At 74.5% G+C, this 19,460-nt stretch carries 18 protein-coding genes; 6 read left to right on the top strand and 12 right to left on the bottom strand.

From position 1 onward, the window contains the following. Positions 1-161: 161 nt before the first annotated feature. The 5 genes from ABT171_RS23505 to ABT171_RS23485 form a co-directional block, all read right to left on the bottom strand. The gene (locus ABT171_RS23505; RefSeq protein WP_351246791.1) at positions 162-542 is read right to left on the bottom strand and encodes a hypothetical protein; all 381 of its coding nucleotides are present in this window, start codon (positions 540-542) and stop codon (positions 162-164) included. Positions 543-945: 403 nt separating this feature from the next. Continuing rightward, a complete protein-coding gene (locus tag ABT171_RS23500) occupies positions 946-1,863 on the bottom strand; it encodes a MurR/RpiR family transcriptional regulator (RefSeq protein WP_351246789.1) in 918 nt (305 codons plus the stop codon). A gap of 78 nt (positions 1,864-1,941) precedes the next feature. After that, a complete protein-coding gene (locus ABT171_RS23495; RefSeq protein ID WP_503076247.1) occupies positions 1,942-3,846 on the bottom strand; it encodes a phospholipid carrier-dependent glycosyltransferase in 1,905 nt (634 codons plus the stop codon). 92 nt (positions 3,847-3,938) lie between these two features. Then, a complete protein-coding gene (locus tag ABT171_RS23490; protein ID WP_351246787.1) occupies positions 3,939-4,355 on the bottom strand; it encodes a hypothetical protein in 417 nt (138 codons plus the stop codon). A gap of 28 nt (positions 4,356-4,383) precedes the next feature. Next, positions 4,384-5,016, bottom strand: coding sequence for a nucleoside/nucleotide kinase family protein (locus ABT171_RS23485; RefSeq protein ID WP_351246785.1), 633 nt, complete (start codon positions 5,014-5,016; stop codon positions 4,384-4,386). 85 nt (positions 5,017-5,101) lie between these two features. Between ABT171_RS23485 and ABT171_RS23480 the strand changes: the two genes are divergently transcribed. Together ABT171_RS23480 and ABT171_RS23475 are read left to right on the top strand one after the other, a co-directional pair. Beyond that, positions 5,102-5,842: an HAD family hydrolase gene (locus tag ABT171_RS23480; protein WP_351246783.1), complete on the top strand. Its 741-nt coding sequence runs from the start codon at positions 5,102-5,104 to the stop codon at positions 5,840-5,842. Continuing rightward, entirely contained in the window at positions 5,839-8,202 is a 2,364-nt protein-coding gene (locus ABT171_RS23475; RefSeq protein ID WP_351246781.1) for a glycoside hydrolase family 65 protein, read from the top strand. Before ABT171_RS23480 ends, ABT171_RS23475 begins: the two co-directional genes overlap by 4 nt. 139 nt (positions 8,203-8,341) lie before the next feature. On the opposite strand, the gene ABT171_RS23470 is transcribed toward ABT171_RS23475, so the two are convergent. Further along, positions 8,342-8,725, bottom strand: coding sequence for a BlaI/MecI/CopY family transcriptional regulator (locus ABT171_RS23470; RefSeq protein ID WP_351246779.1), 384 nt, complete (start codon positions 8,723-8,725; stop codon positions 8,342-8,344). A 136-nt stretch (positions 8,726-8,861) separates the two neighbouring features. On the opposite strand from ABT171_RS23470, the gene ABT171_RS23465 reads away from it, so the two are divergent. Genes ABT171_RS23465 through prcB form a run of 3 tightly spaced genes read left to right on the top strand, consistent with a single transcriptional unit; the run spans position 8,862 to position 12,147 of the window. Continuing rightward, positions 8,862-10,346, top strand: a complete 1,485-nt coding sequence (locus ABT171_RS23465; RefSeq protein WP_351246777.1) for a hypothetical protein — start codon at positions 8,862-8,864, stop codon at positions 10,344-10,346. Further along, positions 10,343-11,290: a lysylphosphatidylglycerol synthase transmembrane domain-containing protein gene (locus ABT171_RS23460; protein ID WP_351246775.1), complete on the top strand. Its 948-nt coding sequence runs from the start codon at positions 10,343-10,345 to the stop codon at positions 11,288-11,290. The genes ABT171_RS23465 and ABT171_RS23460 overlap by 4 nt, the downstream gene beginning before the upstream one ends. Continuing rightward, positions 11,287-12,147 (top strand): proteasome subunit beta, encoded by an 861-nt coding sequence (gene prcB, locus ABT171_RS23455; RefSeq protein ID WP_351246773.1) that lies wholly within the window; start codon positions 11,287-11,289, stop codon positions 12,145-12,147. Before ABT171_RS23460 ends, prcB begins: the two co-directional genes overlap by 4 nt. A gap of 93 nt (positions 12,148-12,240) precedes the next feature. Here prcB and ABT171_RS23450 read toward each other — a convergent pair whose 3' ends face one another. The 6 genes from ABT171_RS23450 to ABT171_RS23425 form a co-directional block, all read right to left on the bottom strand. Further along, complete coding sequence (locus ABT171_RS23450; protein ID WP_351246771.1) at positions 12,241-13,086, bottom strand: hypothetical protein; 846 nt, start codon at positions 13,084-13,086, stop codon at positions 12,241-12,243. A 94-nt stretch (positions 13,087-13,180) separates the two neighbouring features. Beyond that, positions 13,181-14,545, bottom strand: a complete 1,365-nt coding sequence (locus ABT171_RS23445) for a sensor histidine kinase (protein WP_351246769.1) — start codon at positions 14,543-14,545, stop codon at positions 13,181-13,183. After that, complete coding sequence (locus tag ABT171_RS23440; RefSeq protein ID WP_351246767.1) at positions 14,542-15,207, bottom strand: response regulator transcription factor; 666 nt, start codon at positions 15,205-15,207, stop codon at positions 14,542-14,544. Before ABT171_RS23440 ends, ABT171_RS23445 begins: the two co-directional genes overlap by 4 nt. Continuing rightward, positions 15,161-15,916 (bottom strand): phosphatase PAP2 family protein, encoded by a 756-nt coding sequence (locus ABT171_RS23435; RefSeq protein ID WP_351246765.1) that lies wholly within the window; start codon positions 15,914-15,916, stop codon positions 15,161-15,163. Before ABT171_RS23435 ends, ABT171_RS23440 begins: the two co-directional genes overlap by 47 nt. Then, positions 15,913-16,524, bottom strand: a complete 612-nt coding sequence (locus ABT171_RS23430) for a phosphatase PAP2 family protein (protein ID WP_351246763.1) — start codon at positions 16,522-16,524, stop codon at positions 15,913-15,915. Before ABT171_RS23430 ends, ABT171_RS23435 begins: the two co-directional genes overlap by 4 nt. Next, a complete protein-coding gene (locus ABT171_RS23425; RefSeq protein ID WP_351246761.1) occupies positions 16,521-17,186 on the bottom strand; it encodes a DedA family protein in 666 nt (221 codons plus the stop codon). The genes ABT171_RS23430 and ABT171_RS23425 overlap by 4 nt, the downstream gene beginning before the upstream one ends. 209 nt (positions 17,187-17,395) lie before the next feature. On the opposite strand from ABT171_RS23425, the gene efeU reads away from it, so the two are divergent. After that, the gene (efeU, locus tag ABT171_RS23420) at positions 17,396-19,426 is read left to right on the top strand and encodes an iron uptake transporter permease EfeU (RefSeq protein ID WP_351246759.1); all 2,031 of its coding nucleotides are present in this window, start codon (positions 17,396-17,398) and stop codon (positions 19,424-19,426) included. Positions 19,427-19,460 lie beyond the last annotated feature (34 nt).

Raw genomic sequence — 19,460 nt, 5'->3', positions numbered from 1 at the left:
GGATCACTCGTCTGCCGGGTACGGATTCCCGGGCTTGACACGGGCTCCGTGCTACGGGGCATACGGGGCTGCCGCCGGGCGGCACCCGGAGGCCGTTCGCACGAGCGGGGGCGAACCGTGGCGCGCGCCGTTTGACCGGCGGAGCCGGGACGGGCGGCGGATCAGCGGCCCGTGCCCCTCCCGGCCAGCGCCTCGCTGACGGCGCGGACGCTGCGCGCGATGTGCTGGAGCTGCAGGACCTCGGCGGCGTACAGCTTGATCGTGTGCTCGATGACCGACTCGGGCAGTCCGAGCATGGGCAGCTCGGCCCGTGCGGTCTGCAACGCGGTGCGGGCCACCCGGATCTCCTGCTGGACCTGCAGCTGGGCGTGCCGGGCCAGCAGGACGGGGTGGCGGATGAGGGCCGGATAGCTGGCGTAGCGCGCGGGGATCAGCTCGCGCAGCCACTTGGCCGCCGAGCGCTCCCAGTCGTACGAGCCCGGCGTCTTGACCTGACAGGGCCAGTCGTGGCTGATACGGGTGCTGGTCAGAGGCATGATCATCGCTTCCGGTGGGCGGCGTCGTGAGGGTGGTCCGACGGGTGCGGGGCGGCCCCGGCCTAGGGGATGGCCGGGGCCGCCACGGGCGCGTCGCGCAGACGACACGCCCCGGTACACCCCCCGCGCCGACGTGGGTAGGAGACGGCGGCTGGGGATGTCCGTGCGGGCGCCCCGGGCGTCGGGAACCGGCGCTGCGCGGGGACGTGCGTACGCATGGGCGGTCCGTCGGCTTTCTCGGGGCGGTGGGCGAGCGGTGGGTCCGCGGGTGAAGTATTTATATATGCCGTTCGCTTTGCAAGACGTATGAAAACATTCATGCGTGATTTGTCGTGGAAGATCCCTGTCCACGGCAGGGGAACCGCAGGATCTTCACCAGACCGGCGCACGGGCGCACGAACTGCGGGATTCAGTCCTTCATGAAGAACTGGTGCTGGTCGGAGAGCTGCTCGTACTTCTCCAGGCGGGCCTGGGTGCGCTCCGGATCGGCGTCGGTCATGGCCTGCAGCAGTGCGGCCGCCATCATGCCCGGCGCGGCGTAGGAGTCGAACACGAGCCGTGAGCCCGTGCCGGTGGCGAAGGTGACGTCGGCCTCGTCGGCCAGCGGCCCGAGCGCCAGGTCGGTCACCAGGGCGACCTTCAGACCCGCGCCGCGCGCCACGCGGACCGCCTGGAGCGTCTCCTGGGAGTGCCGGGGCATGGCGAAGGCCAGCACCCAGGTGCCGCCGGCCTCGCGGCACTGCAGCAGCGCGTCGTAGGCCACGCTGCCGCCCCGCGTGACCAGCCGCACGTCGGGGTGGATCCGGCGGGCGGCGTAACCGAAGTACTCGGCCAGCGACTCCGAGATGCGCAGTCCCAGCACGGTCAGCGGGGTGGAGCGGGACAGTTCGCGGCCGACCCGGATGACCCGGTCCGGGTCGGCGAAGTCCCGTCGCAGGTTCTCCAGGTTCTCGATCTCGGCGTCGACGGCCGCCTGCAGTTCGTTGGCCCGGTCCTCCTCGCCCGGCCCGCCGGCCAGGGTGCTCAGCGCGATCGCCTGGAGCTTCTCGCGCAGCGCGGGATAACCGCTGAAGCCGACGGCGGCGGCGAAGCGGGTGACCGAGGGCTGGCTGACCCCGACCCGGTCGGCCAGCTCGGTGATGGAGAGGAACGCGGCCTCGGTGATGTGCTCGATCAGGTACTGGGCGATGCGCCGCTGCCCCGGCGACAGACGCGGGCCGTCGAAGAGTTCCCGCAGCCGGGAGGTCGGTGCGGCCTCGGCCTCGGGCACGGCCTTGCCCGAGGTGATCGCTGACGCCTGCGCGCGGGCCTGCTGCGGCGAGGGCACCGGTCCGCCTCCTTTGTCTGCCACAAGCACTCAACATAGCTCACCGACCGTCGTGAACAGGGGCTTGAGCAGGAGGTTTCAGCGTCGGAAGAGGCTGATCGAATGCCCCACCTCGCCGGCCGGCCTGCTGCTTCCGACCAGCTCGGCGAGCCGTCCGCGCGCCTTGGCGAGCGCGGAGTCCGACACCACCAGCAGCCCGTGCACCCGCTGCGGCGGTACGGTGCGCGGATCGGCGGCACGGATGCCGTAGTACGACGGCACGCCGCTGCCCTTGTACACCAGCCACACCCGCTCGCCCGGATACCGCTGCCGGAGCCGGTCGGCGAGCCGGCCCAGGTCCTGTCCCCAGTCGACGTTGGAGTCGTGCAGCAGCCGATGGGTGTGCGCCGGGCCGCCGAACGCCTCGTTGGAGTACGGCAGGTAGTACGGGAACGTCCGCGCCGAACTCACCGCCGTGCACAGCACCAGCGCGGCCGCCGCCACCGCCGTCCACCGCCGGCCGGGCCGCGGCACACAGGCCGCCGCCACCGCGAGGAACACCGGCACGCACAGCGCGTACCTCGTCCCGAAGTCCCGCGACCCCGTCATGGCCGCCGCGAGCAGCACCCCGGGCGGCAGCAGCAGATACGGCGCGGCGGGCCGCAGCCCTGGCAGCGCCACGACCGTCACGGCGCCGGCCGCGCCCAGCACCAGCAGCCCGAGCGGCGACTTCACCAGCAGGGCGGCCGGCAGGTAGTACCAGAGCGAGCCGGTGTACAGGTGCCCGAACAGATAGCCCTGCCACGGCTGGTACTCCAGCCCGAACTGCACCCGCATCCCGGCCCGGTACGCGCCCGGCACCGGCAGCAGGTCCACCAGGCGCCCGCGCAGCCCGTGCAGGACCGGCACGGGCTCGGCGGGCGTGAACCGCAGCCGCGGATCGACGGCCAGGTACGCGGCCCAGACGACACCGACCGCCACCAGCAGGAGGACGCCCGCCCCGGCGAGGGCGGACAGCGCTTTCCGCCGCCGCCCGCCGAAGGCCGCCCACGGCGCTCTCCGGCACCGCCCGCCCGCGATCACCGAGAGCGCTTTCCAGCACCGCCCGCCCCCCGGCCGCGCGGGCACGAGGGGGACCCCGGCTCCGATCCCGGGGCGGCGCGGGGTGTCGCGCCGGCCGGCGACGCGCGCTGCTGCGAGCGCGGACCGCGCGCAGCGTGCCGGTCCCCTGTTCGCCGCCGGTCCCCGGCTGCGGCCCGCGGCGAGGGTGGACAGCGCGGCCAGACCCATCAGGACCGGTACCGCCGGCAGTGCGCTCATCTTGGTCGCGACGGCCGCGCCGAGGGCCGCACCGGCGAGCGGAAGGTACGGCAGGGGCCGCCGCCGGGCCCGCCACACGAGCCAGGCCGACGTCAGGACGAACCCGGCCATCGGCACGTCCAGCGTGGCCAGCGAACCATGCGCGATCAGGTCGGGCGAGAAGGCGTACAGCGCGAGCGCCACCAGACCGCCCGCCGTGCCCGTCAGCTCGCGGGCGAACGCGAACGCGACCAGCCCGAACAGCAGCGTCAGCACGATCACCGGCAGCCGGGACCAGAACATCAGCCGCCAGGGGTCGTTGCCGGACTCGTACAGCAGATGCCGGCCCACGTCCCCTTGAGTGCCGGGGTACGACGGGTCGTAGCGCGGGTCGGCCACCGCCACACCGGCCGCGATCAGCAGCTTGCCGAGCGGCGGATGCTCGGGGTTGTAGCGGATCCGGTGCTCACGCAGGTAGTCGGTGGCCGTCGCGACGTACACCGGCTCGTCGATCGTCGGCGTCTGCTGGACGGCCGTGGTGACCATCGCCGCGGCCATCTGCGCGAGCAGCAGCGCGGCCACCAGCGGGACCAGCCACCGCCGGTGGCGGCGCAGCCGGGCGTACGGGCGGCCGGGGGCCGGCCGTGACGGCTCTTCGGCCGGGGCTTCCCGGGTGAGAACCAGGTGCTGTGTGCGCGCCATCATCCGCCCCGCGGTGGCACCGGCCGAGGGGTGGCGGGAACGGCGGCGGGCCGGATCATGGCCCTGCCGTCGCACCGCTCCCGCCGCCGGAGGCGTCACCGCTCCACGAGTCGTACCGGCAGACCTTCTGCCGTGTACACGGGTACGGCCCGCAGCAGGCCGGAGTTCATCGCGATCCGGGTGAACCGGCCGGACGGCCGGGGCGCGTCCGGCACCGGCAGGGTGCTGCCCGCCGTCGGCGGCCGCTCGGCGCCGAACCGCAGGGACGGCACCGCCGAGCCGGCCGGCACGGCGAGGCGACGGACCGTCAGCGGCGCCTTGCCTCCGCTGCGCAGCGCGACCTCCAGCGCGCCCGCGTCCCGCGCGCAGGCGCCGCGCACCCGCAGCCGCTCGGCCCCCGCGGCGTGCCGCCCGCGACCCGCGCGTCGCCGTTGGCCGAGGGCGTCCGCCGGAGCCCGCGACCAGCGTGCCCCGGCCGGCACCGCCCCGCCCGTGCGGGGCTCGCGAGGCACCGAGGCGCGGTGGGGCACCGGGAGGCGTTCAGGCGACCGGTACCACCAGGTCCGCCCGCCCCCGCGTCGCCGCCACCAGCTCGGCGTTGCGCTGGTCCGTGCACCGGACCCAGGCCACGGCCGTCTCGTGGTCCTTGCCGAACTCCTCGTGCCGGGCGACCAGTCGGCGGATCCGCTCGTCCTCCTCCGCCTCGCAGAACCACACCTCGTCCAGACACGGTCGCACCCGCGCCCACGAACCCTCCGTCAGCAGGAGGTAGTTGCCCTCGGTCACCACCAGCCGGGCCGTCGGCGGCACCGGGATCGCGCCCGCGATCGGCTGCTCCAGCACCCGCTCGAACCCCGGCGCGTACACCACGTCGTCGGCGTCCTCCCGCAACCGCCGCAACAGCGCCGCGTACCCGGCCGCGTCGAACGTGTCCGGCGCCCCCTTGCGAGCCCGGCGGCCGAGCCGGTCCAGCTCGGCGTCGGCGAGGTGGAAGCCGTCCATGGGGACATGCGCCGCCCACGGCGGCCCGTCGGCGTTCAGGGCGCGCACCAGATGCTCGGCGAGGGTGGTCTTGCCCGCACCCGGGCTGCCCGCGATGCCTAGCAGGGCGCGTCGGCCGTCCCGGGGCAGTGCGCGGGCACGGGCGAGGAGATCGTCGAAGGTCGGCGGCACACAGCCGAGTGTGTCACCCGGAGCTCGCGCACTGTGTGGCGTGCGCCACTCACTGGACGGCGCCCCGGGGGGAACAGTGCAGGGTATGACTCAGCTCGGTCTTCCCGACGGAATCCAGGCCTGTCTCTTCGACCTCGACGGGGTCGTCACCAAGACCGCCGTCGTGCACGCCGCCGCCTGGAAGGAGACGTTCGACGCGTTCCTGCGGGACTACCAGGGGGAGCGGGGACGGCCCTTCGACCCGGTCGCCGACTACGACGAGTACGTCGACGGCCGACCCCGCGCCGACGGCGTCCGGGCCTTCCTCGACTCGCGCGGCATCCACCTGCCCGAGGGCACCCCCGGGGACCCACCGGACACGCCTACCGTGCACGGCCTCGGCAACCGCAAGAACGTCCTGCTGCTGGAGAGGATCCGCACCGGCGGCGTCGAGGCCTACGAGGGCACCCTGCGCTATCTGGCGGCGGTCCGCGCCGGGGGGCTGCGCACGGCGATCGTCTCCTCCAGCGCCAACTGCCGGGACGTGCTGCGCTCCGTCGGCGCCGAGCACTTCTTCGACGTGCGGATCGACGGCGTGGTCGCCGCCGACCGGCACCTGCCGGGCAAGCCGCACCCCGACACCTTCCTCGCCGCCGCCCGCGACCTGGGCGTCGAGCCGCGGCGGGCCGCCGTCTTCGAGGACGCGCTGGCCGGCATGGACGCGGGCCGCGCGGGCGGCTTCGGATACGTCGTCGGGGTGGACCGGGCCGGGCAGACCGACGCGCTGTACGCCCACGGCGCGAGCGTCGTGGTGAAGGATCTCGCCGAACTGGGAGGCAAGCGGTGATCACCGACCGTTCGTACGCCGTCGAGCCGTGGGCCGTCCGGGAGACCGCCCTCGATCTCGACGTCCTCGCCCAGAGCGAGTCGGTGTTCGCCCTCTCCAACGGCCATGTCGGCTGGCGCGGCAACCTCGACGAGGGCGAACCGCACGGCCTGCCCGGCAGCTACCTCAACGGCGTGCACGAGGTGCACCCGCTGCCGTACGCGGAGGCCGGCTACGGCTACCCGGAGTCCGGCCAGACGGTCATCAACGTCACCAACGGCAAGGTCCTGAGGCTGTTGGTGGACGACGAACCGTTCGACCTGCGCTACGGCCGCCTCGTCGCCCACGAGCGGGTCCTGGACCTGCGCCGCGGGGTGCTGGAGCGGACCTGCGAGTGGACCTCCCCGGCGGGCTCCACGGTCCGGGTGCGCTCGACCCGGCTGGTGTCGCTGACGCAGCGCGCGATGGCCGCGATCGCCTACGAGGTGGAGGCCGTCGGCGGACGCAGCCGCGTGGTGATCCAGTCCGAGCTGGTCGCCAACGAGTCCCTGCCCGAGTCCGACGGCGACCCGCGCGCGGCCATGGCGCTGCAGTCGCCGCTGGAGCAGGAGGACCACTTCGCCGCCGGCGGCCGGCTGCGGCTGGTGCACCGCACGCGGCGCAGCGGCCTGCGGGTGGCCGTGGCCGCCGACCACGTCGTCAGCGGCCCGCAGCGCACCACCACCCGCAGCGAGAGCGGCGGCGACGTGGCCCGGCTGACCGTCACCTCGGTGCTGGAACCCGGGCAGGCGCTGCGGGTCGAGAAGCTGGTCGCCCACGGCTGGTCCGGCGCCCGTTCGCTGCCCGCGATGGCCGACCAGGTCGACGCCGCGCTCGCCGCCGCCGCGCACGACGGCTGGCAGGGCCTGCTCGACGACCAGCGGGCCTGCCTGGACGATTTCTGGGCCCGCGCCGACGTCGAGGTGGACGGCGACGAGGAGGTCCAGCAGGCCGTCCGTTTCGCGCTCTTCCACGTGCTGCAGGCGGGGGCGCGCGCCGAGCAGCGCGCGATCCCCGCCAAAGGCCTGACCGGCTCCGGCTACGACGGGCACGCCTTCTGGGACACCGAGATGTTCGTGCTGCCCGTGCTCACCCACACCGCGCCGGCGGCCGTCGCGGAGGCGCTGCGCTGGCGGTACAACACCCTCGACGAGGCCCGTGAGCGCGCCGCCCAGCTGGGGCTCGGCGGCGCCGCGTTCCCCTGGCGGACCATCGCGGGACCGGAGGGCTCGGCGTACTGGCCGGCCGGCACCGCCGCCTTCCATGTGAACGCCGGTATAGCGGATGCCGTGGTCCGGTACGTCGAGGCCACCGGCGACACCGTCTTCGAACGCGAGGCCGGCGTGGAGCTGCTGGTGGAGACGGCCCGGCTGTGGCGCTCGCTGGGCCACCACGACACCCGCGGCACCTTCCACATCGACGGCGTCACCGGCCCCGACGAGTACAGCGCGGTCGCCGACGACAACGCCTACACCAACCTCATGGCCCGGCAGAACCTGCTCGCCGCGGCCGACGCCGCCGAACGCCACCCGCGTGAGGCGGCCCGGCTCGGCGTGGACGAGGAGGAGACCGCGTCCTGGCGGGACGCCGCCGAGGCGATGCACATCCCGTACAACGACGAACTGCGTGTCCACGAACAGCACGCCGGGTTCACCCGCTACCAGCGCTGGGACTTCGCCGGCACCCGCGCCGACCAGTACCCGCTGCTGCTGCACTTCCCGTACTTCGACCTCTACCGCAAGCAGGTCGTCAAGCAGGCCGACCTGGTGCTGGCCATGTACACCTGCGGCGACTGGTTCGAAGCGGAGCACGACGAGGAGCAGATCGCCCGGAACTTCGCCTACTACGAGCCGCTGACCGTCCGGGACTCGTCCCTGTCCGCCTGCTGCCAGGCCGTCGTCGCCGCCCGGGCGGGCCACCTGGACCTCGCCCACGCCTACACCACCGAGGCCGCCCTGATGGATCTGCAGGACCTGGAGCACAACACCCGCGACGGGCTGCACATCGCCTCACTCGCCGGTACCTGGATGGCGCTGGTGGCGGGCTTCGGCGGAATGCGCCGCGACGGCGAGCGGCTGCGGTTCGCGCCGCGCCTGCCCGAGCGGCTGAGCCGGCTCGCCTTCAACGTGGAGTTCCGCGGCCGGCGGCTGCGGGTGGAGATCAGCGCGGACAAGGCGACGTACGCGCTGCTGGACGGGCCGCCGTTGAGCCTGCGCCACCATGGCGAGCCGCTCACCGTGAGCACGGACGGGCCGGCGGTGCGGGCCGTACCACCGGTGGTCCGCCGCCCGGCGCCGGAGCAGCCGCCGCATCGCGCCCCGAACGGGGCGCCCGGCCGGTGAGGCCCGGTGCGCGGCGGCCGGCAGGACCGGCTGCCGGGCGGTGGCCACGGCGGTCAGCACGGCCGCCGAGGTCAGGACGCGCCCGGCGCACGCGGGAACGATCCGCGGGGACGGCACCGGCGGGCCGCACAGCCGACCGTCATACGCCGCCTCCCGCGAGCAGCTCGCGCAGCGCCCGCTCCTCCTCGGGACTCAGGCCGGTCACGAACTGCTGGAGCGCGGCGATCGGGTCCGGGCCCCGGTCCAGCGCCTCGTGCATCGCCTCGGCGGTCAGCTCGGCCGCGTTCTTCGCCGGACGGTACGCGCCGCGCCGCCCGTCGGCGTCCCGCAGCACCAGCCCCTTGTCGTAGAGGCGTTTGAGGATCGTGTGCACGGTGTTGTAGGCGAGTGCGCCGTCGATCCCGGCCTGGATCTCCGCCGGGGTCAGCGGCCGCTCGGTCGCCCAGAGTGCGGCCAGCACTTCGCTCTCCAGCGCACCGGCGCTGCGCCGCTCCACCCTGCCGCGGGACCCTGTGCCAGCCATGCCCCAACCTTACAGCGCGTAGTGCCGTCGGCCGGTTGGCGCCGTCTGCCCGGTTGACTCCCGGAGTTTGGGATAGTTTGACGGTGTTTTCCCTGCGGGGTGACAGGGTTCCGCACGCCGAGGGACAGGGGTGAAGATGGCCGGCAGCGCGCACGCCACACTGGCGGGACTGCGGCGCGAGCGCTCGGACCGTACCGCCGGCGGCGCCCGGCGGACGCGGGGCACGCTCGTGCTCGCGGCCGTGGCCGCGGCCTTCACCCTGGCCCAACTGCTCCTCGTCCGGCCCGGCATGGGCCTCGGCTGGGACGAGACGGTCTACGTCAGCCAGGTCGGCGCGCACGCCCCCGCCGCCTTCTTCAGCGCACCCCGCGCCCGCGGCGTCTCCCTGCTCGTCGCGCCCGTCGCCTCCTGGTCGTCCTCGACGCCCCTGCTGCGGATCTACCTCGCGGTGCTGTCCGGGCTCGCGCTGTTCCTGGCCCTGCGCGCCTGGCGCGGCCTGTTCCCGGTCCGCGTCCTCGCCCTCGCCGGCGCCCTGTTCGCCTCCCTGTGGGTGACCCTGTTCTACGGCCCGCAGGCCATGCCCAACTACTGGGTGGCCGTGGGCGCCCTGGCCGCCGTCGCCTGTTTCCTGCGCGCCCGCACCGGCCAGGGGCGCTCCCCGTATCGGGGCCTGGCGGCGAGCGCCGCGCTCATGGCCTGGATGCGGCCCATGGACGCCGTCTGGGCGGTGCTGCCGCTGCTCGTCCTCGGCCTCGCCCGCCGCCACTGGCGGCCCCTCGCGGTGCTGCTCGCCGGGCTCGCGGCCGGTGCCGCCGAGTGGATCGTCGAGGCCTACGCCGGCTACGGCGGCCTGCTGCGCCGACTCGCCGACGCCTCGGCGATCCAGGGCGGTCTGGGGGCGCACTTCGCCGTCATCGACCAACTGCGCAGCCTCGGCGGCCGGACCCTGTGCCGGCCCTGCACCGGGGACCTGCCCCACCCGGTGGTCACCGCCTGGTGGTTCGCCCTGCCCCTGCTCGCCGTGCTCGGGCTCGCCGTCGCCGTCCGCGCCCGGCGTACGACGGCCACGCTGCTGCCGTTCGCCTGCGCGGCGACCGCCGCGTTCCCCTACCTGTTCCTCATCGACTACGCGGCCCCGCGCTTCCTGCTGCCCGCCTACGCCCTGCTCGCGCTCCCGGTCGCCGACGCGCTGACCCACCTGGTCAGCGCACCGCGCCGGCCCTGGCGCCCGGTCGTCGCCACGCTTCTCGCCCTGGGACTCGCCGTCCACCTCGCGGTGCAACTGGCCGTCCTGACACACACGGTGGACACCACCACCGCACAGCACCGCGGCTGGTCCCGCACGGCCGCCGCCCTGCACCGGCTCGGTGTCCGCCCGCCCTGCCTGCTCACCGGGAACGAGGCCATCCCGATCGCGTTCTACGCCGGCTGCGCCTCGGCCGCGACGAGCGGGCACAACGCCAACGCCACCGAGCACGGCATCGCCGGCACCGCCCTGCGCATCCCGGTCGCCGTACTGGTGCCCGCCGGCTCCGGGCCGCCCGGGTACGCCCGCGACTGGCCGACCCAGCCCTTCGACGGCGGGCGACTGTACTTCACCGTGCCGGAGAGCGGCCGATGACCTCACCGGCGGACCTCGCCGTCTTCCTCGGCCGGCGCCGCGCCCGCTGGCACGCGGGCGTTCTGCTCACCGTCCTGCTCGGCGGGCTGTACCTGGTCCGCCGGCACTGGCCCGTGCTGGAGGACGGAGCCTGGCGGCTGGCCGGCGCCGACCGGGGCTGGCTGCTGGCCGGCGCGGCGGCGGCCGTCGGCACCTGGGCGGCCTCGGCGCTCGCCCAGCAGGGCGCGGTCGTACGACGGCTGCCCCGACGCCGGCTGCTCGCCGCCCAGTTCGCCGCCTCCGCCGCGGGGCACCTGCTGCCCGCCGGGCTCGGCGCGGGCGCGGTCAACCTGCGGTTCCTGATGCGCTGCGGACTGCCCGCCGGCCGCTCGGTCGGCGCCCTCGTCGTCAAGGCCACCGCCGGCGCCGCCGTCCGCCTGGCGCTGATCGCCGTGCTCACCCCCGCCTGCCCCGGCCTGCTGCGCCTCCCGCCCCTCAGCCCCGTGACCCTGACCGTCGCCGCCGGCGGCCTCGCCCTGCTCGCGGTCCTGCCGGCGAGCCCCTGGTGGGGACGCTGCCGACGGGCCCTGTCGGCCGCCCTGACCGACATCCGCGCCCTGCACGTCAGCCCCGTACGAGCCGTGGCCCTGTGGGGCGGCTCCCTCGCCTTCGCCGCCCTGCACTGTCTGGTCCTCATCGCCGTCACCCGGGCGGTCGCTCTGCCACTGCCCCCGCTCCAGGTGGCCCTGCTGTACCTCGCCGCGAGCAGCGCCGCCGCGCTGCTGCCCACTCCGGGCGGCCTCGGCTCCCTCGACGCGGCGCTCGCCCTCGCCCTCACCGTCTCCGGCGCCCCGACGGTGGCCGCCGCCTCCGCCGTGCTCGGCTACCGGCTGCTGACCGTGTGGGTACCGCTGCTGCCGGGGCTGGTCGTGCTCGGGGTGCTGGTGCGGCGCAAGGCCCTGTGAGCGACGGGGAGTTTCCCGCGCGCCCGCCGCAGGTAGGACTCGGATGTCACGCGGGGACGTCGTCCTTCACCGACTTCCTGGCCGCGCACCGGCCCGGGCTGCTGCCCGCCGCCCGCTCGCTGCCCGACGGCGTGCGCATGGCCCCCGACCGCTTCCCGCACGGCACCACCGTGCTCGCCCTCACCTACCGCGACGGCGTGCTGATAGCCGGCGACCGCAGGGCCACCATGGGCAACCTCATCGCCCAGCGCGACCTGGAGAAGGTGCACCCCGCCGACGACTTCACGGCCGTCGCCTTCGCCGGCACCGTCGGCCTCGCCGTCGACATGGTGCGGCTCTACCAGGTCGAGCTCACGCACTTCGAGAAGATCGAGGGCACCCCGATGACCCTGGGCGGCAAGGCGACCCGCCTCGCGGCCATGATCCGGCAGAACCTCGCCCAGGCCATGCAGGGCCTCGCCGTCGTCCCGCTGCTCGCCGGATACGACCTCACGGCGCCCGAGGGCGGCCGCGGCCGGATCTTCGGTTTCGACGCGGCCGGCGGTCTCTACGAGAAGCAGGACTTCTACGCCGAGGGGTCCGGCTCCCCGTACGCCCGGGGCGCCCTGAAGAAGCTGTACCGGCCCGGCCTCACCCGCCGCGAGGCCGCCCTCGCCGCGCTCCAGGCGCTGTACGACGCGGCGGACGACGACTCGGCCACCGGCGGCCCCGACCTGAACCGCCGTATCTTCCCCGTCGTCTGCGTCATCACCGCGGACGGCTTCGAGCGGCTGCCGGAACCGGAGACCGAGGCATTGAGCCGGGAGATGGTCGAGCAGCGCACCACCCGCCCGGACGGACCGCACGTCCTGCCCTGACCCGTCCCGCGCCGGCGCTCCTGATGCGTTCATCGTGGCCCGCAAGGACGTCACAGCGGAAACGGGTCCCCAGGCAGGGTCTTCCACCGGCTGTCACGGAGTACCGGGCCGGGACTCGTAGTGGAGGCAGTGGAAACGACCGGCTTCTTCGCGCCCCGTGGGGTCGCCGCCCAGCGCCCGTACCGCCTGGATCGCGTAGCGGCGTTCGCGCTCGTCCGTGAAGAGGCGCTGCGGATAGGTGCGGGAGACATCGACGGTGGTGGTCAGACCGTGTGCGGCCAGAGCCTGGACGACCGGGTGGTAGGACACCGTCCGCAGGACGAACGCGCTGACCCAGACCGGTCTGCGGGCGCTCTCCAGCAGCGCCGTGAAGGTGCGGGCGGTGATGTAGCTGCCGCCGCCCGTCAGGGTGATGAGGCCGACGTCGGCCAGGGCGTGGCTCAGCCCGGGGCCGGGGGAGCCGTGTTCGAGGTCGTCGGTGAAGGCGGCGTCCAGGAGCCCGACCTCGCGCGCGTAGTGGACGGCGGGTGCCGAGATGTCCAGGCCGATGACCGGCACGGCGTCCGCCCGGCGCCGCTCGGCGTAGAACCCCTTGTCCTGTGCCGCCAGTTCCGCCGTCGACATCGCCTGGCAGGCGGGGGAGGTGTACCGCTCGTACAGCTGCGCCAGCGTCACGTCGTGGTTGAGCAGCGCGGCGTTGATCCCGTACGAGCAGCAGACGTCCAGCACCGCGGGGCGGCCGGGCCGCCCCGCGGTGCTGGACGCGGCCCGTTCGGCAGCGGCCTGCCGGAAGACGGGCTGGGCGTGGTGGGGGATCTCGTAGTCCAGCGGGGCCAGCCGCCGGAAGTACGCGCGGGGATCCGGCCGGTCGTAGATGTCGTCGAACCGCGACTTGCCGCCCGCAGCGCCCTCGGTGACGTCAGACTCCGATCCGGCCATGCCGTACTCCTCCTCAGGGATCCGCCCCTACCTCCATGATGGATCGCCTCCCGCGGGCCGGGGGGTCCGCCCCGCACGGGGCGCGCGGATGCACTCAGCCGGCGGGCAGCGTGACCAGGAACCGCGCGCCGGGACCGTGCCCGGGGTCGTGGGTCACCTCGCCCCCTGCTGAGCGGGCCAGGCGGCGGGCGAGCGGGAGTCCCAGGCCGGCCCCGGCGTGCCCGTCGGCGGGGTCGGCCCGCTTGCCGGGCTGGAAGAGCAGTTCGGTGAAGGCGCCGGGCACGCCGGGGCCGTCGTCCGTCACTTCCACCCGTATGCCGCCGTCCGTCCGGCTCACGGCGAGTGTGACCGTCGTACGGGCATAGCGGACGGCGTTGGCCAGCAGTGGGCTGACGATCCGTTCGAGGAGCGCGGGCTTGACCCCGGCCGTGAGCGGCGCGGGGCCGCCCGCGACGACGATCCGCACCGCGTCCGGGGCGTCCAGAGCGGCGGACAGGTGGTGCAGCACCGTCGGTACGTCGGCGGTGCCGGGTGCCGTCGGGACGCCCTCGCGGGCCTCGTCGAGCAGGGTGTCGCAGATGGTGCGCATCGACTGCGCGGCTTCGGCCATGACCTCGTGGGAGGCCCGGGTCTCGGCGGCGGACCGCGGCCGGGAGCGCCACCAGTCCAGCTCGGCGACGATCCGGCTGAGCGGGGTGCGCAGCTCGTGCGACAGCTCGCCGGTCAGCTGCCGCTCGTGCCGCAGCACCGCCCGGATCCGGTCCAGCAGGGCGTCCAACGAGGCGCCGAGCGCGGCCAGTTCGGCCGGCCGGCCGCGGCCCGCGAACCGCTCCTCGGAGCCCACGGCACTCCACTGCGTCGCCTGCTCCGTCATCGCGCGCACCGGACGCAGCGCCCGCCCCACCGCGAGCCGGGTGAGCGCGTAGGTGCAGGCGAGCATCACCGCGTCCAGCGCGAACGAGCCCAGCAGCAGTGTTTCGGCCGAGTTCCGGTACGGCGCGAGGTCCAGCGCCGTGACCACGGTGGCCCGCGACCCGGCGCCGGGTACCGGCTCCGCGCACAGCCGCACCGTGTCGGGGCCGTGCACCACGGCACAGCCCCGTCGGCCGCGGGCGGCCAGGGCACCGGCGGCGCGGGTGAGCGCACCGCCCCCGGAGGGGGGCTGTTCCAGCAGCCGGCCGTCCGCGTAGATCCAGGCGTTGGTGTCCAGGAGCCGGTCACCGGAGGTCTCCAGCACCCGCACCCGGCCGTGGCGGGTGTCGACCGTCGTGGCGACGGCCGCGGCGCGGGTGCGCAGCTCGTCGTCCGCCTCCCGCTGGAGGCGGTGGCGGACCACCGTGTTGAACACCACGGTGAGGATCACCATCAGCAGCGCGGCGGTGGTCAGTGCGACCAGGGAGAGCCGGCCGCGCAGGGTGCGGGGCGCGAGTAGGGCGGCAAGACGGGTGCGGGTGGTCATGTCAGGCGGTGGCCGATCCCGCGTGCCGTGGCGATCGTCCGTTCGCTCCCCGCCGTGCGCAGCTTGCGGCGCAGCCGGGTCAGGTACTGGTCCAGCGTGTTGTCGCTGACCTGCGCCCCCTCCGGCCAGCCCGCGCGCAGCAGCTCGCGGCGCCGCACCAGTTCCCCGCCGGCCGCGGTGAGCGCCGCCAGCAGCCGGAACTCCGTCGGGGTGAGGTCGATGCGCCTGCCGTGCACGGTGGCGCCGTGCCGGACGGCGTCCAGCACCAGTCCGCCCGCGGCGACGGAGGCGGCGGGAGGAGCGGTGCGGCGCAGGGCGGCGCGCAGCCGCGCGGCCAGCTCGGCGAGATGGAAGGGCTTGGCGAGATAGTCGTCACCGCCGGCCGAGAAGCCCGACAGCCGGTCCGCGAGTCCCCGCCGGGCGGTGAGGAAGACGACCGGGGCGAGGAAGCCGCCCGCGCGCATCGCCTGGCAGACGTCGCGGCCGTCGGCGTCGGGCAGTCCGACGTCCAGTACGACCGCCGACACGTCCGGTGTCGCCAGCCGCAGGGCGGTGGCGCCGTCACCGGCGCAGACCGTGTCGAACTCCTCGTCGTGCAGTCCACGGCGGAGCACGTCACGCAGGGCGTGATCGTCCTCGACGATGAGGATCCTGGGGCGCATGTCTCTCCACCGGCCCGTCGGCCGTGTCGCTCGGGTGGGATGGGCCGTGCCCGGGGGCACGGGGGGCGTGTCGCCCGGCCGGCCACCGGGCCGCCGCGCACCCGAGAACGCCGAGCCAGCCGACGGCGAACAGCCAGCCGCCGACCACGTCGGTGAACCAGTGCACGCCGAGGTAGACCCGGGTCAGCCCGACGCCCGCCCCCCAGCAGGCGACCAGCGGACACAGCAGGACCCGGGCGCGCGGGGCGCGCAGGCACAGGGCGAGGATCAGCAGCCCGGCCGTCAGGGCGGCCGTGGTGGTGTGTCCGGAGGGGAACGACCAGCCGGAGGCGGGGGTCCGCCAGTCCGGCCCGGGCGGCCGGGCCCGGGCGACCAGGTCCATCACGCCGTACCGGACCGCCTGGCCCGCGCCGAGGCAGAGCGCGCCGAGCGGCACGGCCACCAGCCGCTGCCGCGCCGAGCGTCCCGCGATCAGCCCCGCCAGGACCACCAGGACGTACGGCACCACCCCGGTGCCCGTGGCGGTCAGCGCGCGGGCCACCGCCACCGCCGCCGGCGGGCGGTGCCCGACGGACCAGGACAGCAGTTCCCGGTCCGGATACAGCGGGCCGCCCTGATGGCTCACCACCAGCGCGGTCAGCGCCGCGAACGCCATCCAGGCGCCCAGGGCCGCCGTGCCCGCCGCGTCCGCGAGCCTGCCGGACCTCATGCCGTGCCCGACACCAGCAGCGGACGCAGCCAGGTGCCCGAGAGCCGGTCCGCCAGACCCGTCGGCCACCGCCGCAGGACGGTCATCGCGAGGTGGCCCACCAGACCGCCGAGCGCCGCCCCCGCGACGACGTCATGCGGATAGTGCACCCCGACCCATACCCGGGAGGCCGCCATGGCGAGGGCGCACACCGAGGCCACGGCGCCCAGGCGCCGGGAGACGAAGAACAGGGCCACCGCGGCGGCGAACGCTATCGCGGTGTGATTGCTGGGGAACGACCAGTCGCCCCGCGCGGGACACGCCTCCAGCGTGCGGAAGGCCAGCCGGCGGCACGGGCGGTCCTCGGCCACCAGCGGCTTCACGGCGCTGTTCACCCCGAACGCCACCACCACCGCCACCGGCACCATGAACGCCGTCATCGCCGCGGTCGCCCCGTCCCGGCGGGCCCGCCACCAGCCCACGACCATGAGCAGCGCGAACACCGCGAGCCCGTACGCCGACCAGACCGAGATGGTGTCGTCCAGCCAGGCGGGGGAGCGGTGGGCGAGATCCACCACGTCGGTGTAGAGCGGCCCGTCGACGGACGAGCCCGACAGGGCGTACGTCATCCGCGGGCCTCCTCCTTGGCCGCCCGGCGGGAGCGCAGCAGCTCGGCGGCGACCGGGAGCAGGGACACGAGGACGATCAGCGCGATCACCGGCAGCAGGTACCTGTCGATGTTCGGGATCGAGGAGCCGAGCGCGTAGCCGGCCAGCGTCAGGCCGAGGCTCCAGACGAGCCCGCCCGCCACCTGCCAGAGGGTGAAGGTCCGTGCCGGGACGCCGAGCGCGCCCGCCATCGGGTTCAGCACCGTGCGCACCACCGGGACGAACCGGGCGAGCACGATCGCCTTCGCGTGGCCGTAGCGCCCCAGCAGCTCCTCGGCCCGCCGGGCGCCCTCGCGCAGCTTCGCCGACCGGCTGCGGGCCAGCAGCGCGCCGCCCGCCTTCCGGCCGAGCAGGAACCCGCACTGCGAGCCGGCCAGGGCGCCGACGGCCGCCGCGACGAGCAGCGGCCCGAGCGACAGGTGCAGCCCTTGGCCGGAGGTTCCCGTGGAGAGCAGTCCGGCCGTGAACAGCAGGGAGTCTCCGGGCAGGAAGAACCCGATCAGCAGGCCCGTCTCCGCGAAGAGCACCACGCCGACGCCGAGCACGCCGAAGGCGGCGAGCAGGGAGTGGGCGTCGAGCACGTTGACCGCGAGCTGCGACGCCAGGTGGGGGGAAGCGGTCATCGCCGTACGCCCTTTCCATCGACTGCGACAAGATGCGACTACACATTTGTAGACGTTGTTTCGGGCTGCGGACGAACCGGGAGTGGCCATAGCTCCCGGCCTTTGCCCGCCCATTGCCGCTTCATGACCGGCTGACTACACGGCCGTCGTCATGATGGTCCGCGAAGGTAAGGTATGCCTTCACTAAGTGCTAGGGAGGGCAGCAGGGCATGTGGGACGACGCGTTTCCGAGTTTCCTGATCGGACTCAGGGAGGGACTCGAAGCCGGACTGATCGTCTCCATCCTGGTCGCCACCCTGGTCCGGGCCGAGGCGCGCTCCCGGCTGCCCCAGGTGTGGACCGGTGTGCTGGCCGCCGTCGCCGTGGCGATGAGCTTCGGCGCGGTGCTCACCTTCACCGCCGCGTCCATGCCGCAGACCGCCCAGGAGGCGTTCGGCGGCACCCTCAGCGTGATCGCCGTCGCGTTCGTCACCGCCATGGTGTTCTGGATGCGCCGCTCGGCCCGCAACCTCTCCGGCGAGCTCAAGCAGAAGGTGACCGGCGCCCTCGCCATGGGCTCCGGCATGCTGATCCTCACCTCCTTCCTCGCGGTCGGCCGTGAGGGCCTGGAGACGGCCCTGTTCCTGTGGACCACCGCGCAGGCCGCCGGCGAGTCGGCCGGCCCGCTGACCGGCGCAGGCATCGGCCTCGTCCTCGCGGCGGCTCTGTGCTGGGGCCTGTACCGGCGCGTCCTGAAGATCAACCTGACGAAGTTCTTCACCGCCACCGGCGCCGTCCTGATCGTCATCGCCGCCGGCGTCCTCGGCTACGGCCTGCGCGACCTCCAGGAGGGCGGCGTCCTGCCCGGGAAGACCGCCTACGCGGTCGACCTCGCGAGCACCGTCGACGCCGGCTCCTGGTACAGCACCCTCGTCCAGGGCGTCCTCAACCTCACCCCGACCATGACCTGGCTCCAGGTGGTCGCCTACGTCGCCTACCTGGCCGTCGTGATGACCCTGTTCGTGCGCGGCGTACGGGCCACGGCCCCGAAGCCGGCGAAGGAACACGCCGAGCGGGAGCCGGCGGCCGCCCGGTCCGAGCGGCGCCGGCCGGCCTGGGTGGTGCCGGCCGCCGTGGTCGCCGTGCCCGCCGTGATCGCCGGACTCGTCGTCGCCCTCGCCCGCCCCAAGCCCGCCGGCGACCAGACGGTCGCCGTCTCCGAGACCGAGTGCGGCAAGGGCTTCACCGCGCCCAAGCCGGGCCGCCAGACCTTCCAGATGCACAACACAGGCGGCAAGACCTCCGAGGTGTACCTGGTCGACCCGTCCACCAACGCCGTCTACGGCGAGATCGAGGGCCTGGCCCCGGGCACCACCCGTGACCTCGTCGCCACCGTCGCCGGCGGCACCTACGCCTGGCGCTGCGTCCCGACCGGCGGCAAGGCCGTCACCTCCAGCTCCGTCACCGTCAGCGGCGGCGGCGCGGCCAAGCCGGTCGTCCCCGTCTCCGAGCAGGACCTCGCCGCACCCCTGAAGGCGTACAAGACGTACGTCGCGCAGGGCCTGGACACCCTCGTCACCCAGACGCACACCCTCGACGACGACATCGAGCACGGCCACCTGGACAAGGCCCGCACCGACTGGCTCACCGCCCATCGCACCTACGCCTCCCTCGGCGCCGCCTACGGCACCTTCGAGGACTACGACAAGAAGATCGACGGCCGCGCCGACGGACTCCCCGACGGCGAGCGGGACAAGGACTTCACCGGCTTCCTGCGGATCGAGTACGGCCTGTGGCACGGTGAGTCCGCCAAGGACCTGACCGCCCCCGCCCGACAGCTCACCGCCGACGCCGCAGGGCTGCGGAAGGCCTTCCCGAGCCAGGACTTCGACCCCGGCGACCTGCCGCTGCGCGCGCACGAGATCCTGGAGAACACCCTCCAGTTCGAGCTGACCGGCGACACCGACGAGGGCAGCGGCACCGGTCTCGCCACCGCCGACGCCAACCTCGCCGGCACCCGTGAACTGCTCACCGTCCTCAAGCCGCTGCTCACCACCCGCGCCCCCAGGCTGCTCCCGACGGTCGACACGGACATCGCCCGCCTGCAGAAGCTCCTGGACGCCGCCCACCACGGCACCGACTGGACCCCCGTCGACCGGCTCGCCGCCGCCGACAAGCAGCGCCTCGACGGTGCCACCGGGCAGCTGCTGGAGGACCTCGCCCCGGTCCCGGACCTCCTTGAGATCCGGAAGTCCGCCTGATGACCCCCGCGCACCCGCACGCCGAGCACCACGA

Origin of the sequence: Streptomyces sp. NPDC001851 (assembly GCF_040297165.1) — a bacterium.
In the GTDB taxonomy this organism is placed as follows: domain Bacteria; phylum Actinomycetota; class Actinomycetes; order Streptomycetales; family Streptomycetaceae; genus Streptomyces.
This window is presented reverse-complemented; position numbering and strand designations above follow the sequence as displayed.